Origin of the sequence: Bacteroides salyersiae WAL 10018 = DSM 18765 = JCM 12988, from assembly GCF_000381365.1 — a bacterium.
Classification (GTDB): domain Bacteria; phylum Bacteroidota; class Bacteroidia; order Bacteroidales; family Bacteroidaceae; genus Bacteroides; species Bacteroides salyersiae.
On record NZ_KB905466.1, the window covers coordinates 2,551,767 to 2,569,560 of the forward strand.

13 protein-coding genes are annotated in these 17,794 nt (G+C 42.3%); 7 read left to right on the forward strand and 6 right to left on the reverse strand.

Features of this window, described 5'->3' with window-relative positions:
• Window positions 1-63: 63 nt before the first annotated feature.
• The 6 genes from HMPREF1532_RS09455 (at window position 64) to HMPREF1532_RS09480 (ending at window position 10,178) form a co-directional block, all read left to right on the forward strand.
• Entirely contained in the window at window positions 64-1,329 is a 1,266-nt protein-coding gene (locus HMPREF1532_RS09455) for a peptidase U32 family protein (RefSeq protein ID WP_005928233.1), read from the forward strand.
• Between the two features lie 120 nt (window positions 1,330-1,449).
• The gene (locus tag HMPREF1532_RS09460) at window positions 1,450-1,851 is read left to right on the forward strand and encodes an acyl-CoA thioesterase (protein ID WP_007479630.1); all 402 of its coding nucleotides are present in this window, start codon (window positions 1,450-1,452) and stop codon (window positions 1,849-1,851) included.
• On the forward strand, window positions 1,851-2,972 hold the full coding sequence (dprA, locus tag HMPREF1532_RS09465) for a DNA-processing protein DprA (RefSeq protein WP_005928238.1): 1,122 nt from the start codon (window positions 1,851-1,853) through the stop codon (window positions 2,970-2,972). The genes HMPREF1532_RS09460 and dprA overlap by 1 nt, the downstream gene beginning before the upstream one ends.
• Window positions 2,973-3,942: 970 nt before the next feature.
• Window positions 3,943-4,866: a fimbrillin family protein gene (locus HMPREF1532_RS09470; RefSeq protein ID WP_005928241.1), complete on the forward strand. Its 924-nt coding sequence runs from the start codon at window positions 3,943-3,945 to the stop codon at window positions 4,864-4,866.
• A 150-nt stretch (window positions 4,867-5,016) separates the two neighbouring features.
• Window positions 5,017-5,862, forward strand: a complete 846-nt coding sequence (locus HMPREF1532_RS09475) for a helix-turn-helix domain-containing protein (protein WP_005928245.1) — start codon at window positions 5,017-5,019, stop codon at window positions 5,860-5,862.
• Window positions 5,863-6,908: 1,046 nt separating this feature from the next.
• Window positions 6,909-10,178, forward strand: a complete 3,270-nt coding sequence (locus HMPREF1532_RS09480) for a chitobiase/beta-hexosaminidase C-terminal domain-containing protein (protein ID WP_244266418.1) — start codon at window positions 6,909-6,911, stop codon at window positions 10,176-10,178.
• Window positions 10,179-10,274: 96 nt separating this feature from the next.
• Here HMPREF1532_RS09480 and HMPREF1532_RS09485 read toward each other — a convergent pair whose 3' ends face one another.
• The 4 genes from HMPREF1532_RS09485 to HMPREF1532_RS09500 form a co-directional block, all read right to left on the reverse strand.
• Window positions 10,275-11,030 carry a succinate dehydrogenase/fumarate reductase iron-sulfur subunit gene (locus tag HMPREF1532_RS09485; RefSeq protein WP_002558385.1) on the reverse strand — a complete coding sequence of 252 codons (756 nt, stop codon included), beginning with the start codon at window positions 11,028-11,030 and terminating at the stop codon, window positions 10,275-10,277.
• Between the two features lie 28 nt (window positions 11,031-11,058).
• Window positions 11,059-13,002, reverse strand: a complete 1,944-nt coding sequence (locus tag HMPREF1532_RS09490) for a fumarate reductase/succinate dehydrogenase flavoprotein subunit (RefSeq protein ID WP_005928252.1) — start codon at window positions 13,000-13,002, stop codon at window positions 11,059-11,061.
• A 38-nt stretch (window positions 13,003-13,040) separates the two neighbouring features.
• On the reverse strand, window positions 13,041-13,733 hold the full coding sequence (locus HMPREF1532_RS09495) for a succinate dehydrogenase/fumarate reductase cytochrome b subunit (RefSeq protein ID WP_005928255.1): 693 nt from the start codon (window positions 13,731-13,733) through the stop codon (window positions 13,041-13,043).
• Window positions 13,734-13,872: 139 nt separating this feature from the next.
• The gene (locus HMPREF1532_RS09500; RefSeq protein WP_005928258.1) at window positions 13,873-14,739 is read right to left on the reverse strand and encodes a helix-turn-helix transcriptional regulator; all 867 of its coding nucleotides are present in this window, start codon (window positions 14,737-14,739) and stop codon (window positions 13,873-13,875) included.
• A 108-nt stretch (window positions 14,740-14,847) separates the two neighbouring features.
• On the opposite strand from HMPREF1532_RS09500, the gene HMPREF1532_RS09505 reads away from it, so the two are divergent.
• Window positions 14,848-15,471 (forward strand): phosphatase PAP2 family protein, encoded by a 624-nt coding sequence (locus tag HMPREF1532_RS09505; RefSeq protein WP_005928261.1) that lies wholly within the window; start codon window positions 14,848-14,850, stop codon window positions 15,469-15,471.
• A gap of 204 nt (window positions 15,472-15,675) precedes the next feature.
• On the opposite strand, the gene HMPREF1532_RS09510 is transcribed toward HMPREF1532_RS09505, so the two are convergent.
• A complete protein-coding gene (locus HMPREF1532_RS09510) occupies window positions 15,676-17,298 on the reverse strand; it encodes a S41 family peptidase (protein ID WP_007479640.1) in 1,623 nt (540 codons plus the stop codon).
• Window positions 17,299-17,338: 40 nt separating this feature from the next.
• Window positions 17,339-17,791 (reverse strand): pantetheine-phosphate adenylyltransferase, encoded by a 453-nt coding sequence (gene coaD, locus HMPREF1532_RS09515; RefSeq protein WP_005928267.1) that lies wholly within the window; start codon window positions 17,789-17,791, stop codon window positions 17,339-17,341.
• Window positions 17,792-17,794 lie beyond the last annotated feature (3 nt).

A 17,794-nucleotide genomic window follows, 5' to 3' on the forward strand; every position in this document is an offset into this window, starting at 1 on the left:
CTGCAAAAATACGGATTAAATTGTACCTTTGCATCATGATAAATCTATTTTCAATCGTAAATTATGAATATAAATGACTTTGAGATAATGGCTCCGGTGGGTTCCCGTGAGTCGCTTGCGGCAGCTATTCAGGCGGGAGCCGATTCCATTTATTTTGGTATTGCCAATCTGAACATGCGTGCCCGTTCGGCCAATACTTTTACGATTGACGACTTAAGGGAGATTGCCCGTACCTGTGACGAACATGGGATGAAGAGTTATCTGACGGTAAATACGATCATATATGATGACGATCTGGAGCTGATGCGCACCATTGTGGATGCGGCAAAGGAGGCCGGTATTTCTGCCGTGATTGCTGCTGATGTGGCGGTGATGAGCTATGCCCGTCGGATCGGTCAGGAGGTGCATCTTTCTACTCAGTTGAACATATCGAATGTGGAGGCGTTGCGGTTTTATGCACAATTTGCCGATGTGGTGGTGCTTGCCCGTGAATTGAATCTGGAACAGGTGGCCGAGATCTACCGTCATATCCGGGAAGAGAATATTTGTGGTCCTTCGGGGGCACAGATACGCATCGAGATGTTCTGTCACGGTGCATTGTGCATGGCAGTTTCGGGCAAATGTTATCTTTCATTGCATGAGATGAACAGTTCGGCCAATCGGGGTGCTTGCATGCAGGTGTGCCGCCGTTCTTATGCGGTGCGCGATAAGGAGACCGATGTGGAATTAGAGGTTGATAACCAGTATATTATGTCTCCTAAAGATTTGAAGACCATCCACTTCATGAATAAGATGATGGATGCCGGTGTGCGGGTATTCAAAATAGAAGGCCGTGCTCGCGGGCCGGAGTATGTACGTACGGTGGTGGAGTGCTATAAGCAGGCCATTCAAGCCAATCTGGAAGGCACGTTTACCGATGAGAAGATCGCTGAATGGGACGAACGTCTGAAAACAGTGTTCAACCGTGGCTTTTGGGACGGTTATTACTTAGGGCAACGCTTGGGTGAATGGACGAGAAATTATGGTTCGGCCGCTACGGAACGCAAAATTTATGTGGGGAAAGGAATCCGGTATTTCAATAACATTGGGGTTGCGGAGTTTTTGGTGGAAGCGGCTGAGCTGAATGTGGGTGATAAGCTGTTGGTGACCGGTCCGACTACCGGTGCGCTGTTTGCCACACTTGAGGAGGCTCGTGTAGACTTAAAGCCCGTGCAGACCGTAAAAAAAGGAGAGCGTTTCTCCATGAAGCTGGATAAAGTACGGCCGAGCGATAAGCTCTATAAACTCGTTTCAACGGAAGAATTGAAGAAATTTAAAGGAATTGAATAATAATGTGTCAATGTGCCAATATGTCAATGTGCCAATTTTCCCTGCGGCATATGTTATGACAGCGTAGCCAATTGGCACATTGGCATATTGGCACATTATTTAATTGACAAATTATTTTTTATGGATAAATATATTTATGAACTGGAGATGAAGGTGCGCGACTATGAGTGCGACCTGCAGGGCATTGTTAATAATGCCAATTATCAGCATTATTTGGAGCACACCCGTCATGAGTTTCTTTCTTCTGTCGGAGTTAGTTTTGCCGTACTTCACGAGCAGGGTGTCGATCCTGTTGTAGCCCGTATCAATATGGCTTTTAAAACTCCTTTAAAGAGTGGTGATGAGTTTGTCTCTAAACTTTATATGAAGAAGGAAGGGATCAAATATGTATTCTATCAGGATATCTTTCGTAAAAACGATCAGAAAGTAGTGGTGAAATCAACGGTTGAGACGGTCTGTGTGGTGAACGGACGTTTGAGTAACAGCACATTGTTTGATACCGTTTTTGCACCTTACCTCTGATGAGTAGTCCTGAAGAGTGTATTTGCAGCATTGCCTTGACGCAGATTCCGGGAATTGGGCATATTTGGGCCAAGAAGTTGCTGGATGGGGTTGGAAATGCTGTTGATGTGTTTCGCTATCGAAAAGAACTTCCCGATTGTTTGCCCGGTGTCAATAGCCGTGTGGTAGAGGCTTTAGATTGTCCGCAGGCTTTGTCGCGTGCTACACAGGAGTTTGAATTTGCAGAGAAGAATCATATTTCGTGCCTTGCTTTCACTGACGAGCGATATCCCTCCCGTCTCCGTGAATGTGATGATGCTCCTGTCGTACTCTTTTTTAAAGGTGCGGCCGATTTGAATTCTCTGCGTGTCATCAATATGGTAGGTACTCGTAATGCTACCGATTATGGAAAACAGCTTTGTGCTTCTTTTCTTCGTGATCTGAAGATCCTCTGTCCGGACGTACTTGTGGTAAGCGGCCTTGCTTACGGTATCGACATTCATGCCCATCGCGCTGCTTTGGCCAATGATCTTTCTACGGTCGGAGTATTGGCACACGGTCTCGACCGTATTTATCCTTCTGTCCATCGGAAGACGGCTGTTGATATGCTGCAAAAAGGCGGTCTTTTAACGGAGTTCCTTATCGGAACCAATCCTGATAAGCATAACTTTATAAGTCGTAACCGTATTGTGGCAGGTATGTCCGATGCCACAATTGTGGTGGAATCTGCTTCTAAAGGAGGCTCGCTGATTACTGCCGACATTGCCGAGAGCTATCATCGCGACTGTTTTGCTTTTCCCGGCCGTACGATGGATGCCTCTTCTATCGGCTGCAACCAGTTGATCCGGGATAATAAAGCGGCTCTTCTTCTGTCGGCCGAAGATTTTGTAAAGGCTATGGGCTGGGGAGTTTCCCCTGTCTTTTCAAAAACGGAAAGTATTCAACGAAGTTTGTTTCTTGAATTGTCGGAAGAAGAACAACAGGTTGTTTCTATTCTTGACAAGCAGGGCGATCAGCAGATAAATACGTTAGTGGTAAAAGCGGATATTCCTGTGCATAAGATGAATGCCATACTTTTTGAGTTAGAAATGAAAGGGGTAATACGTGTATTGGCAGGCGGTATGTATCAACTGCTTCGGTAAAGAGCAAAAAAAAGGAGCAACGCCTTGCTCCAACCTTTGTTAACCTTAAATCTAATACTATGAAAAAAATCACATTGCAAATGTAAAGTTTTTGCCTGTTCCCACCAAATTTTATTCTTGATATTGGTTCTCTTTTAATTTCTTTCACGGTTTTTCACTGTTATCGTACACGAATGCACTCAGGATAGGTATATTCAATGTAATTTAAGCTCTTTATCCCGAAGAATCGGGAAAAGTGAATGTGCATAAGAACATCGTTTATGGAGGATAAATACAGTTTGATTTGCGAACAATAGTCCTATGGCAGGGTTGCGTACAAGTCTGTTTGAGAAATGTTGTGATTTCAGATACGTGTAAGTGCATGGAGACGGAAGAGCGGGAACGGCCCTTCACTCTGTATCACCGATGAATAGGGAGTTTGATTAAAAAAGGTGAAGCCTGTGAAGGGGGGCGAAATATATAGAATAAGCATGCTGAAAAATAAAAAACGTTTGCCGGAAAAAAGATGTTACGTCTTTTTTTGAAACTTGTACATCTTTCTCTTGAAACCTGCTACATCTTTTTTTGAAAGATGCTACGCTTTTTAAAAAAGATGCTACGCTTTTTCACGCAGAAAGTTAACGGGCTGAAGTTGTAAAGTTGCAAATATCTTCCAATCGTTTCACGAACCCTTTCAGTACCGTAAAATAGTTGCCGGAGTGTTGCTTAAGTTCATTTTCATCTTCTATATTTGTTGCATCGAGATAATCGGTAGATGCAAAACAAGAGAAATTTATTCATGAAAAAGTAATGTCTTTCGTATTGTATTGGAGGAATCTCTTTTTGGGTAGATATGGCATTTATTAAAGATAAACGCGACTGTTACGGCAATGAATTGGAGGGCAATGAATTGGAGAATGAAACAGGATGTATGTACCGGTGGAATTTAGAAACAAATAAAACAATAATATAAACTTTAAAAACAAGAAGTATGAAGACATTTATTTTTTCAGCATTGGCATTGGGAGTGATGGCTGGTTGCTCAAATACAGAGATTGAGGATGTGGTTGATAGTGGGGAACCGGTAGCGATTACACTGAATGCAGGAGTAGAAACAGCAGTAGTGGTAGGGACGAGAGCTGCTATTGGAACAGATGAGCTGTTTAAAGCTACAGTATTGGGATGGGAAGGTGATAATGTTGCTGATTATAAGGTCGCACCTACATGGACGGCAATATCCAGTGATATAAAAGCGTCTTCTGAAGTAACTAATAATATAACTTTAACGAATACTCAATATTATAAATCAGATGGAACCCATACTTTTATGAAAGCTTTTTATGTAAATGGTGAAACTCCTGTTGCTGATACTGATAGTTGGATTTATAACTTGACAAAGAAAGATGGAACATTAGACATCTTAATGGCATCTGCCATTAACGGTGATAAAAATACGCCTGCTGCTTCATTTGCTTTTAAGCGGCCGTTGACAAAATTGATATTTAAGGTGGTTGCCGGTGATGGATTAGCTGATAATGTAACACTTACCTCTATTGAGGTAAAAGATATGTGTGTACCTGAAAAAATAAATCTTGGTACTGATGAAGTTGTTTTTGGAGAAACGCTTGCTACGCCTTTGTCTATAGGTGTTACTGCAAGTACTTCAATAACTGCAACTGAAACACCGGTAGGGCATGCCATCATGGTAAAACCTATCGCAGGTACATTTGTTATTAGTGTGACAACAAGTACAAAAACTTATGATAATGTTACTGTAACTTTAAATTCTGTGGCAGAGCATTTAGACGGCGCAGGTGTTGCATACACTGTAACTTTAACATTTAAAGAACAGATTTCGGTCAGTGCTTCTGTTGCTGATTGGAGTGAAGGTACAGGTTCTGCTACTATTGGATAATTGTTTTTATAAATGTAGTATAATCATCTAATGAATTCCTCAAGAAAAGTTTTTATATCTTTTCTTGAGGAATTTTTTATATAATGCTTTGTGTGTAAAAATATTATTGTACTTTTGTGGAAAACATAAACAAATAAATAATATATCGTTATGTCCGGCCTCTCCACTTGTGGAGTCACGATGAACTGTTTGGAATGTCCCAAGGCAGTGACAAATTCTATTGTTCATGCTTCTCATCCGAGAGGGTTTCACAAGCCGGCTCAGAAGTGTGAAGAGAACATTATTATTTTTTTGCTTAAAGGTGAAGTTCTTGTCAATAGTCAGGAATATGCCGGTACTACATTGCGGGCCGGCGAATTTATTCTTCAGGCAATCGGTTCGAAGTTGGAGTTGCTTGTTATGGAAGACGCTGAATGTGTATGCTATAGCTTTAATAAACCTGAATTCTTTTGTGAGGAGCGTTATAATCATATAAAAACTCAAGTGACTCCTCCCTTGATCTTTTCTCCATTGAAAATAGTGCCGGAATTGAAACATTTTCTTGAAGGTTCTGCCAGCTATTTATCTAAAGACAAGATATGTCGCGAGCTATTATCACTCAAGAAAAAAGAACTTGCTTTTATTCTTAGTTCCTATTATTCCGATTATGAGTTATCCACTTTAGTACATTCATTGGCCAAGTATACCAGTAGTTTTCAATACTTTGTCCTCGGCAATCATACGAAAGTAAAAACAGTGGAAGAATTTGCCCACTTGGGTGGATATACGGTTACTACTTTTCGTCGTATATTCAATTCTGTATTTCATGAACCTGTCTATGAGTGGATGATGAAACAACGTAAAGAAGGGATCATTTACGAACTTCGCTATACGAAAGCTACCATTTCTGAGATTTGTTACAAATACGGATTTGAATCTTTACCTCATTTCTCAAATTTCTGTAAGAAAAACTTTGGAGCTTCTCCTCGCAGCATACGTTTAAGCGAATCGCAGTAAGTTTTGGGAGTATAAAAAAGGGCATCGCTTCACAGCGACACCCTGCCTAAATGGACACTCAGCAGTCTATAAAGATACACACTTGTACTTTTTGTTTATTGACTACCGGTATCCTCTCTTACATAAGGGATGATAAAATTCTATTAACGATTGGACGGAATTGTTAGCTTGTTTAAATAATTTATATTCATAATCATTTTTTTCTTTGTGTGTAACTTATTAATATAATTCCTATTACATGTGAAAACGAACAATAATATGTAATATTTAGTCGGAGTGCCGATAATATAAGAGCGTGAGACCGAAACATTACTCCTAAACGAGGCTCGACCAAAAGCCTAACTCTGGATCAATGAGTCAGCCCACACTCCCTTTATTGGTATATACGGGGAATTTATCTGTACGTATAAAAGCGTGTAGATATAACATATATATGCAATAAAGGTTGCGGGACTTTCTCTGTGCCAGAGTTCCAGAAATGAAATTGGTCGATTTCGTTTAGGCACAAATATTAGTTCGCAACAGAAGATGTACTACTGATAGTTAACGTCACCTGTGCTTGTATACGTTATGCATCTCCTTTTCCATTTGCAAATATAATGCATTAATATTATATTACAACCGATAATAATCTATTTATTTTCTTAATTCCTAAGAAAAATGGTTAACCTTGTTTTTAAGAAAACATCTTTTTCTATCATAGAGACAAGTTTATAGGTGAAATAGAACAGGAATATATGCTTATTTTTATGAAAGAAAGTGTCTTGATTTTACGATGAAAAGCTTATACGAATCCGTAGCGGCTATTCTATGGATTAGTGAATATTCAAAGTTTTTTTCGGTCGGTTCTATTTGATGCGGAAGTAAAGGACTGGTCCTAAAGAAAGAACTCCTTTAAATGTATTTTGCAATCTTTTAAAATCATTTTAGAAAGTATTACCGTCAATGCGAATAGCAAGTTTTACGTGATTTCTCTCTTTATTTGCAAACTCTGAATGGTTAATCCTGAAAGACAGTATCCTATGTTGAATTTTAAATTTAGTATTATGAGACATTATTTTACAAGTAGATTGTTTCTATTTTTGTTTGTTCTATTCGGCTGCGTGATGGCAACCAACGGGCAGAGTCTGAAAACCGTTAAAAATTGGAATTTCTTATCGTGGAGTGAAACAACTTTAGCTAATCTGGGGGCAGATGCCACCAGCTGGGAAGCAGAAATTGACGCTGAGACGCAAGTTCTTAAGCGTTATAAGAATTTAGAGACGGTGGATGCCAAAAATGTCCTGAAAGCTAATGGGGTAGTGATTGCAGAGACCGATGGCATTCTCTTTCCTGCACTGACCAAAGGAAATTTGAGTCTTCGTATAAATATGGGTGATGATGGTATCCAGTTAGGAAGTAAGAATCTGGAAGTGACAATCAAAGAACTGAAAGCTGGACAGCATGTTACCATTATTCTGAAAAGTGCGAATGCGACAAGTGGACGTGGTATCAGCGCCATAACGAACATGACAGGTACGGTGGGATCTGACACTTATAAGACCGGCAATGATGGTGAAAATACTTATGAGTTAGTAGTCGCTGCTGATGGTGATGTGAAGTTCAAATACAATGAAGGTGTTATCTTGAAAAGTATTACAGTATCCGAAGAAACGGTTGCACGTAAAGTAGCTTATATTTATGATTCTTCTTATGCCGGTTATGTACTCGATGAAGACCCTGTACATGCTGCATTGATTGACGCCTATGAGGTAACGGATATCGATGTGAAATCTTTAGATGGTTCTACGGTAAATGAATTACTTGGTTATGATCTGGTATTTTCTTCTGAGGCTGTTGGCGGTAAACATGCGTATGGGTTGAAGTTGGAGACCGTTGTAAATAAAGTGCCTATGCTCAATCTGAAGTCATTCTATTATTCTTCAGACCGTTGGGCATGGGCTACGGGGCAGAATCCGGATAAAGGAACTAATACGATGATTATATTGGAAGCTTATCGTAATCATGCTATTTTCAATGGAGTGGCCATCGCAGAAGACGGTACATGTGTTATTTTTACCGAGAGCGATGCCAGCAACAATCAAGTGCAAGCTTATAAAGATCCGGGTGCAATCATTGCTGATGACATTGTTATGGCAAAAGATGGAACAGGCACTTATAATACCATTCATGAACATGGTACGACAAATAAGTATATGTTGATACCGTTTGCCAGTAATCTGATCAGGGGGATTGATGCCAATGCAATTAGATTGTTGCTGAATGCGGCCGATTATCTGATTGCCACGAAGGAAGTATATGTTGAGCCGTCGGATCCGGTAGCTGCTCCGGTTATTTCGGATGTTGTTAATGGAAACGCTAAAACAGTGACTATTACTACTGCAACAGAAGATGCCGCGATTTACTATACTTTGGACGGTACTGTTCCTACTATTGAAAGTATCCTATACACGCAACCATTTGATGTTTTGAAGCCGTGTTCGGTAACGGCTTTTGCTGTGAAAGAAGGAATGCTCGATTCAGAAGTAGTGTCGAAGGATATTGAGAACGAAAATTATATTGCACGAAACAAAACGTTGTTATGGGCCAATTTCAAGGATCAGCCGGAAGAATGGGGAGTAACCGGGGATATAATCGGTTCCGGAAAGACGGATGAAAAGACAATCGCAGGATTTATAATCGGAAGCAAGGGGCAGCGTGTTAATCTGCAGGCTACAGGTGTGTCCGAAAAGATCGGTGATACTTACGGTCCCGTTACAGAAGAAGATATGGGAGCGACAAGCTATGCAATGTCTTTCCTTACAGGCTCTGCCAGTGGCTATATAATTACTCCGTCTGTAGTAGCCGGACCTTTTGATGTTGCTATTTGGTGGTGTACGGCAAAGAGTGCATCTTACACTGAGAAATTGACTATATCTGTGAAAACTGCGGATGCAGAGGAGTGGACAGAACTTGAAACGATCTCTAATAAAAGTTATAAGAGTGTTCGTAAGCAAATTGTATCTTATGATGGAACAGAGCCTGTACAAGTTAAGATAACTTGTGCTTCCGGAAACGGCTCTAACAACAATGCAATGATATTCGATGTTAAGTTGTTGGGCGAAGGGGCAGATCCGGTAGCTACTCCGGTTATTTCGGCAGAAGCAAATGGAAATGCCAAGACAGTAACCATCACTACGGATACGAAAGATGCTACTATCTATTATACGATTAATGGAACAGATCCTACGATTGCCAGCACGCAATATACAGAACCTTTTGACATCTTGAAGCCTTGTACAGTAAAAGCATTTGCCGTGAAGAAAGATATGGCAGATTCGGATATAGCTTCGGAAGATATTGAGAATGAAAATTATATCGCACGGAATAAAACCCTGTTGTGGGCCAACTTCAAGAACCAACCGGAAGAGTGGGGAATAACCGGGGATATAATCGCTTCCGGAAAGACGGATGAGAAAACGGTTGCAGGATTTATAATCGGAAGTGAAGGCCAGCGTGTAAACCTCCAGACTACCGGTGTTTCTGAAGAAATAGGCGGAAATTATGGCCCGGAGACAGAAGCTGATGCCGGTGCGTCGGGTTATGCCATGTCATTCTTGACAGGAACGGCCAGCGCTTATATGATTACTCCTTCTGCCGTAGCCGGACCGTTTGATATTGCTATCTGGTGGTGTGGTGCAAAATCAGCTTCCAATACGGAGAAGTTGACCGTATCGGTGAAAACGGTGGATGCTGAAGAATGGACAGAACTGGGAACACTTTCTAATGATGCTTATAAGAATATCCGTAAACAAGTGATTTCTTATGAAGGAACAGAACCGGTATTGGTTAAGTTTGCTTCTGCTTCGGAAAACGGAAAGAACAATAATGCGATGATATTCGATATTAAATTATTAGGTGAAGGTGAAGATCCGGTACTGCCGGTGGCTACTCCGGTCATTACGACAGAAGATACTGCCGATGGGAAAATGGTCACGATTGCTTGTGAAACAGAAGATGCGGCTGTCTACTACACTTTGGATGGCACTGAACCTACAGTAGAAAGTAGTCTTTATGCAGAACCGTTTGAGACGAAATCATCTTGCACAGTGAAAGCTATCGCAGTGAAAGAGGGTTTCCCCGATTCGGAAATTGCCGAACTGGATATTACTATCGCTACTTCCATTATTTCTGAAACAGCTTCTAAAGTTATCTTATCCCGCTCTTATTTCACTGTTGGCGGAGTGAAGCTTGAAGCTCCGGTGAAAGGATTGAATATCGTAAGAACGGTGTTTGAAGACGGGGTGATCGAGATGTCCAAGGTAATAGTAGAATAGTTCACAATTTCTCTTATTCAATAGGTATATATAAAAATCCCTGCCGGATGACCCGGCAGGGATTTTCTGTTATTAATCAAATGCTAAGTTATACGCTTAGTCTTTCAGTTTTGCGAGGATGAAATCGCGGTTCAAACGAGCGATGTTGCTGATAGAAATGTTCTTCGGACATTCAGCTTCACATGCACGGGTATTTGTACAGTTACCGAATCCGAGTTCGTCCATCTTAGACAACATGGCTTTTGCGCGGCGGGCAGCTTCTACCTTTCCTTGCGGAAGCAGGTTCAACTGGCTGACCTTTGCCGAAACGAACAACATAGCCGAACCGTTCTTACATGCAGCTACACAAGCACCGCAACCGATACATGCAGCAGCATCCATAGCTTCGTCAGCAATGTCTTTGGAAATCAAGATAGCGTTAGCGTCTTGTGGAGCGCCGGTATTTACGCTTACATAACCACCTGCCTGCATGATTTTGTCATAAGCAGAACGGTCTACCATAAGGTCGCGGATTACCGGGAAGCCGGCGGAACGCCAAGGTTCTACAGTGATTGTATCGCCATCTTTGAAACGGCGCATATACATCTGGCAGGTAGTGGCGCCTGTTGCAGGACCATGTGGATGTCCGTTGATGTACAAAGAGCACATACCACAGATACCTTCGCGGCAGTCATGGTCGAATACGATCGGTTCACCACCATCGTTAATGATTTGTTCATTCAGGATATCCAGCATTTCGAGGAACGAAGTATCGCCCGGGATATCTTTCATTTGATATGTTTCAAAAGCACCTTTTGCTTTCGGGCTTTTCTGACGCCATACCTTCAGTGTGAAACTTATATTTTTATCCATTTTTGTTTTCCTTTAATTGATTAGCCGATTAAGATTTGTAGTTACGAGTCTGAACTTTCACGAACTGATAGTTCAAATCTTCTTTGATCAATTCCGGTTCTGAATCTTCACCGGTATATTTCCAGCAAGATACGTAAGAGAAGTTCTTATCGTCACGCAAAGCTTCGCCTTCCGGAGTCTGATACTCAGTACGGAAGTGACCGCCGCAAGATTCTTCACGGTTCAGAGCATCGCGGGCCATCAACATACCTACTTCGATAAAGTCGATCAGACGGAGAGCCTTTTCAAGTTCTACGTTCAGTTCGTTTACTTCACCCGGGATGCGTACGTTGGTCCAGAAGTCTTTTTTCACTTCTTGGATACCGCTCAAAGCTTTCTGCAAAGATTCTTTGGTACGAGCCATACCTACAAAATCCCACATGATGTGACCCAATTTCTTGTGGATGGAGTCAACAGAATGTTTACCGTTAACGGCTTTGATTTTCTGAATCTTATCCTTGACAGCTTTTTCGGCTGCTACGAATTCCGGAAGGTCGGTAGAGAAACGCGGAACTTGGATTTGATCGGCCAGATAGTTTTGGATAGTGTATGGCAATACGAAATATCCGTCGGCCAGACCCTGCATCAACGCGGATGCACCCAAACGGTTGGCGCCGTGATCGGAGAAGTTGGCTTCGCCGATAGCGAACAGACCCGGAATAGAAGTCATCAATTCATAATCTACCCAAATACCACCCATTGTGTAGTGGATAGCGGGGAATATCATCATCGGAGTTTTATATGGATTCTCGTCGGTGATTTCTTCGTACATATCGAAGAGGTTACCATAACGGGCACGAACCACATCCTCACCCAGACGATCGATGGCATATTTGAAATCAAGGAAAACGGCCAAGCCGGTATTGTTTACACCGAAACCTGCATCGCAACGTTCTTTGGCAGCACGTGATGCCACGTCGCGAGGTACGAGGTTACCGAATGCCGGATAACGACGTTCCAGATAGAAGTCACGATCTTCGTCGGGTATATCATTCGGTTTTTTAGTTCCTGCCTGCAATGCTTTGGCATCTTCGATCTTTTTCGGAACCCAGATACGGCCGTCGTTACGGAGAGATTCAGACATCAGCGTCAGCTTAGACTGTTTGTCACCGTGAACAGGGATACAGGTCGGGTGGATCTGTGCAAAACAAGGATTAGCAAAATAAGCACCCTTTTTGTAGCACTGGATGGCAACAGAACCGTTGGAGCCCATTGCATTGGTTGAAAGGAAGAAAGCATTTCCGTAACCGCCTGTACCGATAACTACGGCATGAGCAGCGAAACGTTCAATTTCCCCGGTTACGAGGTTGCGGGCAATGATACCACGGGCGCGTCCTTCGATTATAACAAGGTCGAGCATTTCATAACGGGTGAACAATTTTACAGTACCTTTCTGTACCTGACGGCTCAATGCTGAATAAGCGCCCAGCAACAACTGCTGTCCGGTCTGGCCACGGGCATAGAATGTACGTGATACCTGCGCACCACCGAAAGAACGGTTGTCGAGCGTACCACCGTAGTCACGGGCAAAAGGAACACCCTGAGCTACACATTGGTCGATGATGGCATTGGATACTTCTGCCAGACGGTAAACGTTGGCTTCGCGTGCACGATAGTCACCACCTTTGATTGTATCGTAGAAAAGACGGTATACAGAGTCGCCGTCATTTTGATAATTCTTAGCTGCGTTGATACCACCTTGTGCTGCGATGGAGTGAGCACGGCGTGGAGAATCCTGGATACAGAAGTTGAATACTCTGAATCCCATTTCACCCAGAGAAGCGGCTGCAGATGCGCCGGCAAGTCCGGTTCCTACAACGATAATGTCGAGACGACGTTTGTTGGCAGGATTAACAAGTTTTTGGTGAGCTTTATAGTTACTCCATTTTTCGGCTAACTGGCCTTCAGGAATTTTAGAATCTATTTGAGTCATAATGCTATTTACGATTTAATCATTTACAATTTTAAAATTTAGCAAGAAGCGCCGCATAACGATTGAACGTAGAATACGACTACTACCAGGGCAAAGCAGATGACAACGATTGTTGAATAGATGTTAGAGATGCATTTCCAACGATTGATCCAAATCTTGTTGTTCCAGCCCAGTGACTGCATAGAGCTCCAGAAGCCGTGAGTCAGGTGGAACCAGAGAGCGGCCAGCCAGATGAGATAAAGCACTACGTATACCGGATTAGAGAAAGTGTTGGTGATGTGATAAACACCGTCGGCAGCATAAGTAGTATCTACTACTGCACCCATGTTGTGCATCAATTCGGGGAGCTGCATTTTAGCCCAGAAATTGAACAGGTGAAGACCTAAGCCCAGAACCACGATGATACCTAAAACAAGCATGTTTTGTGAAGCCCATTCCACAGTTTTGGGTTTATCTACTACGGCATAGCGTTCGCTGCCGCGTGCTGCACGATTCTGAATCGTCAGCCAGAAGGCATAGATAATGTGAATCACGAAGAGGGCAGCCAGTCCTAAGGTAGCCACCAACGCGTACCAGTTTGCTCCCAGGAACTCACAAACCAAGTTGTAACCCTCAGCCGAGATGATCGCAACAAGGTTCATCGCCATGTGAAACGTTAGAAACAGGACAAGGGCGATACCTGTAACGCTCATCACCACTTTCCTTCCTACAGATGAATTACTTAACCACATAAATGATTGATTTTAAATTATTTAATTGTTAGAACTATAATTTCTTTTTTACATGCCTATTTCTCTTCGTGCAAAAGTACAGGAAATACATTGATTAACCAAAGAATTAAAGAAATAATTCTTTAATGAAAAGGGGGTATTATTTCTTACTAATATTCTCCCCTTTGGCTGCACGTGATCTCAGAGCACGGGGAGAATCTCCGAAAGAGGCTTTACAGAAATGGGCAAAATGTGACAAGGAGTCGAATCCGTAACGCGTGCTGATGTCGGTAATTCGCTCTTTGGTATGTTGCAGATCGTCAAGAATTCCCTCACGCTTTTTGTCGAGTATCCATTCGTACACCGGTACTCCATACATGTTTCTGAACAGGCGCCGGAAGGTAGTAACGGTATATCCGCCCAAATGGGCGAATTCTTCTACATTCTTTACCTTATTATAATTCTGCATGATGAAGTACTGGAAACTTTCAGTATACGTACTGATGGGATAAAAAAAGTTACTTAGTTGGGGGCGCGGATAGTAGCAGGTAAGAAGGAATACGAGTTCCTGACTTTTAATATCGATAAAAGGTCCGCATGAAATGCCTTCTGTTAAGTATTCTCCCAAGTCCGTTATGAACCGGCTGAGCCGGTAATTCATCACCAAGGGAGTATAGGTCAGCGGGGCTTCGGAAGTATTTAAGATTTCGCGGTAATAACTTTCACATATTTGTGGCAATTCATTGAACCAGTATACGATGTATTCCACTTCTGTCAGTGCCAGTAATTCGATTTTGGAGCCGATGGCCTGAAGGATAAACTGCCCGTCACGTAAGCTGGTTCCGGGGTATTCCTGGCTATTCACGAGGAGTTCTCCCTTTATCATAAACAGTATGCAGTTTTGTGTGCACTTGTCGGCAGGGAAGTGTTGTCCCCTGGGAAAGTTCCTATAGACAAATGTACCTTGAGCAGCTTTGGGGCATTGTGCACAGTCGGTAAATCTTTTACAATAACTGTTTTTTATCATGAATTAAAGTGAGAAGCTATGGTTGTCAGGCAACAAAGATATGATATTTTTTATGAAAACTCAATATTTTTGCTATATCTTTGTCTGGTCTAATAAATGAAAATGGTGATGAGGAAATTAATGATTGCGTGTGTTGCAGTGTTCTGTACTATGGGAATTCAGGCACAAAACTGGGATATAAATACGTTGCATAAAATTAATAGTATGGACGGGAAATTTGTGCGGAATTATAGTAAAGCATTTTCTCGCTCGGCTCCTTATATTTCGGTGGGAGTGCCTGTCGCTATGGCAATTTATGCCGGTATAGGGAAGGACAAGGAGTTGTTAAAAGATGCCGTATATATTGGTACGAGTGTGGCCGAAGCTGTGGTGCTGACTTATGGCATAAAACACATGATCGATCGTGAGCGGCCGTATGACCGATATCCCGGGCGGGTATATCCGTATAGTACGGAAAGCAGTCCTTCGTTCCCGTCCAGCCATACGGCGGCAGCTTTTTCGTTGGCTACTTCACTGAGTATTAAATATCCCAAATGGTATGTGATTGCTCCTTCGGCTGTTTGGGCCTGTTCGGTAGGTTTTTCCCGAATGAATGAGGGGGTACATTATCCTTCGGACGTGATAGCAGGAGCGGCTATCGGCGCAGGTTGTGCAGTCGTTAATATTTATGTCAATCGTTGGTTGAACAGTTGGCTGTTCGGAGAAAAAAAACAGGTCGCTTTTACCTATTAAAAGCCTGTTTTTAATTTTCACTTATAAATAAAAACGGGGATGTAAATGTGTCAAAACTCCCCTTTTATCGAAATCACCCTCGCTACAACTGCTTGAGCTGCACTCCTAAAGTTTTATGTCCAACTTTTGGGGTGCAGTTCATTTTTAGTTTATGAGAATTTCGACACACCCTCATTTTCTTGGAGGGGGATATGCACCCTTCATTTATTTCAGCATTTGTTCGTACTCCTTTGAACTTAATATTTCCAGTGCCCGTTCTACACTTTTATTTGTTTTATTCATTACTTGGAAATATTCGTTCATATCCCATAGATCGCGGGCAATGAGTGCTTTCAGTTGGGTCTTGATAAGAGGCAGAGCCTTGTTGTATTGCTCTTCGTTGAATTCGATTTTCTCTTGATCTGCCATTTCACGCATCGTTTTCAGCAATTCATCATCTACTTCGAATTTCTCATTGAAAGTTTCAAACTTTTTGTATTTATTCAATAATTCTTTCCGATGCTTTTCGATGTATTTCATGGTCAGTTTGATAATTACCCCTTTGGCCACGAGATTGCGGTGATAATCCGTATACAGAGTGGTATCGATCGGCACAAAATAATCGGGCATGATACCTCCGCCGCCGTAAACGGTACGTCCTAATTTTTTAGTCTGGCATTTTAGTGAATCCGGAAAGTGGATACTGTCTGCATTCATCAACTCACCACGATTGAAACGGTCTATCAAATCCTGATTATATTTCTTTTGATTATTCTCACTGTCACTGTTCCTGCCTGATAATTTGGTATCTGCTGTGCTATCGTAAGGTTTTTGAATGCAACGGCCTGCGGGAGTATAATACCGTGCTATGGTCAATCGGATCATTGAGCCATCGGGCAGGTCGATAGGACGTTGAACCAGTCCTTTTCCGAAAGAGCGTCGTCCTACAACTACACCTCTGTCCCAGTCTTGGATGGCTCCGGTCACAATTTCACTGGCTGAGGCGGAATATTCGTCTACCAGTACGACCAAGCGTCCTTTACGGAAATTTCCCGTACCTTTTGCGAAAAATTCACTGCGCTGTGCCGTTCTTCCTTCTGTGTATACAATCAGCTCTTTTTCCCCGAGGAATTCATTGGCAAGGTCGATAGCTGCGTTCAGATATCCTCCTCCATTACCTTGAAGATCGAGGATAAGGTCTTTCATACCTTTGCTCTGCAACTCTTTCATTGCTTTTAGAAATTCTTCAGCGGTGGTAGCTCCAAAACGGTTGATACGGATATAGCCTGTTTTCGGTTCGATCATATATGCGGCATCCAGACTAAGGATGGGGATTTTGTCGCGTTTCACTGTGAAAAGTAACGGGTCATTTACTTCCCGTCGGAGGATGGTCAGGTTTACTTTAGAACCTTTCGGGCCACGAAGACGGCTCATGATATCTTCCGTACTCATTTTCACTCCGGCAATAGCCGTATCGTTGACTGCTATGATACGGTCTCCGGCGAGAATACCTACTTTCTCGGAAGGTCCGTTACTGACAGGTTGTACGACCAATAGGGTATCTTCAATCATCTGAAACTGAACGCCGATACCTTCAAAATTACCCTGTAAGGGTTCATTCATCTTTTTTACCTCTTCCGCATTCGAATAAGTGGAGTGTGGATCGAGTTGTGCCAGCATTTTGATGATGGCTTCTTCTACCAGTTTATTTTCGTCTACTTTGTCCACATATAAGTTGGCGATAGCGAATTCGGCCATTTGCAGTTTGCGCATGGCAGGAGAACCGAAGTTCTGTGCCTGTGATGTGATAGCCCACAGGCAGGCTAAGAATATATATATTTTTTTCATCATCTTGATTTACTAATCACTAATCATTTATTACTCGTTATTAAATTTCCATCCCTTCCGGAATAAACATACTGATATCTTTATTGTAGCCAAGAAGTTCGCGTACGATGGTAGAACTGACGCAAGTGAGTTCCGGCTCGGTGAATAGTAATATGGTTTCGATTCCGGCCAGTTTGCGATTGATGTCTGCAATGGTCTCTTCATATTCGAAATCTTTTACCGTACGTATGCCGCGAACGATAAATTGCGCACCTACTTGCTGGGCGAAGTCGATGGTCAGACAATCATAAGACATTACTTTTATTCGTGGTTCGTTTTGGTAGAATTTCCGGATCATTTCCACACGCTTCTCTATCGGGAAATAAGTGTTTTTGTTTTCGTTGATACCTATTCCGATGATTACCTCATCCATAAAAGTCAGGGTACGGGTTACTACCGAATAATGTCCGATAGTAAACGGGTCGAACGTGCCCGGGAAAATAGCTCTTCTCATTTT